Consider the following 855-nt stretch of genomic DNA (forward strand, 5'->3'; position numbering starts at 1 on the left):
ACCATGGAGGGAAGGTTAAATGAATCAAGTAAATTGTCCTATTTGTGGTAAAAAATGTGTTAAATCAGGAAAGACAAAAGCCGGTTCGCAACGTTGGTTTTGTAAGGGCTGCAAAACATCGTCGACACATAAAATAAATAATGAATCTAAGGAATTGCAGTTCTTTTTAAATTGGTTGTTTGGAAAAGAATCTCAAGCAATGATGCCTGGAGAAGGAAGAACCTTTCGAAGAAAGACAGCAAAGTTTTGGAATATATGGGCTATGCCGCCAAAGGTAGAAGAAATCAGAGATGTCTTATTTCTTGATGGCATATATCTTAGCCGGAAAGCCTGCGTTCTGATTTGCTGTGATGAAAAGCATGTGTTGGGATGGTATTTATGCCGTTATGAACATGCGGAAGCATGGATTGCGTTAATGAAACGTATAGCGGAACCAAGAATGGTTGTATCGGATGGTGGAACCGGATTTGCAAAAGCTCTCAAAAAAATATGGCCAAAAGCAAAGCATCAACGGTGCGTATTTCATGTGTTTTGCCAAGTGAAACGATATACAACATCCAGGCCTAATACAGCGGCTGGCGCAGAGTTATATATGCTTGCGAAAGAACTTCTTAGAATCAAAAATAAAAAGGAATCCAAGATGTGGATTGAACACTTTATTGAATGGATTCAAACATATCAAAAATTTCTGGAAGAGATGACGATTGATGAAAATGGTAAGAAAAGGCCTACACATGAGCGGCTACTGAAAGCAGAAAGAGCGCTGCTTAAGTTAATTAGAGAACGAACACTCTTTACATACCTTGATGAAGAATTGAAAGATGATTTTTCAGCACCATTTACGAATAATCGAAT

Annotated in this window: 1 protein-coding gene; it reads left to right on the forward strand. The window is 38.1% G+C overall.

The window, feature by feature from the left end; translation table 11 throughout:
• Positions 1-19: 19 nt before the first annotated feature.
• The coding region (locus H8S44_RS16175) for an IS1249 family transposase (RefSeq protein ID WP_186997572.1) at positions 20-855 on the forward strand (836 nt) is incomplete at its 3' end.

The organism is Anaerosacchariphilus hominis (assembly GCF_014290175.1).
GTDB classification, from domain to species: domain Bacteria; phylum Bacillota; class Clostridia; order Lachnospirales; family Lachnospiraceae; genus Laedolimicola; species Laedolimicola hominis.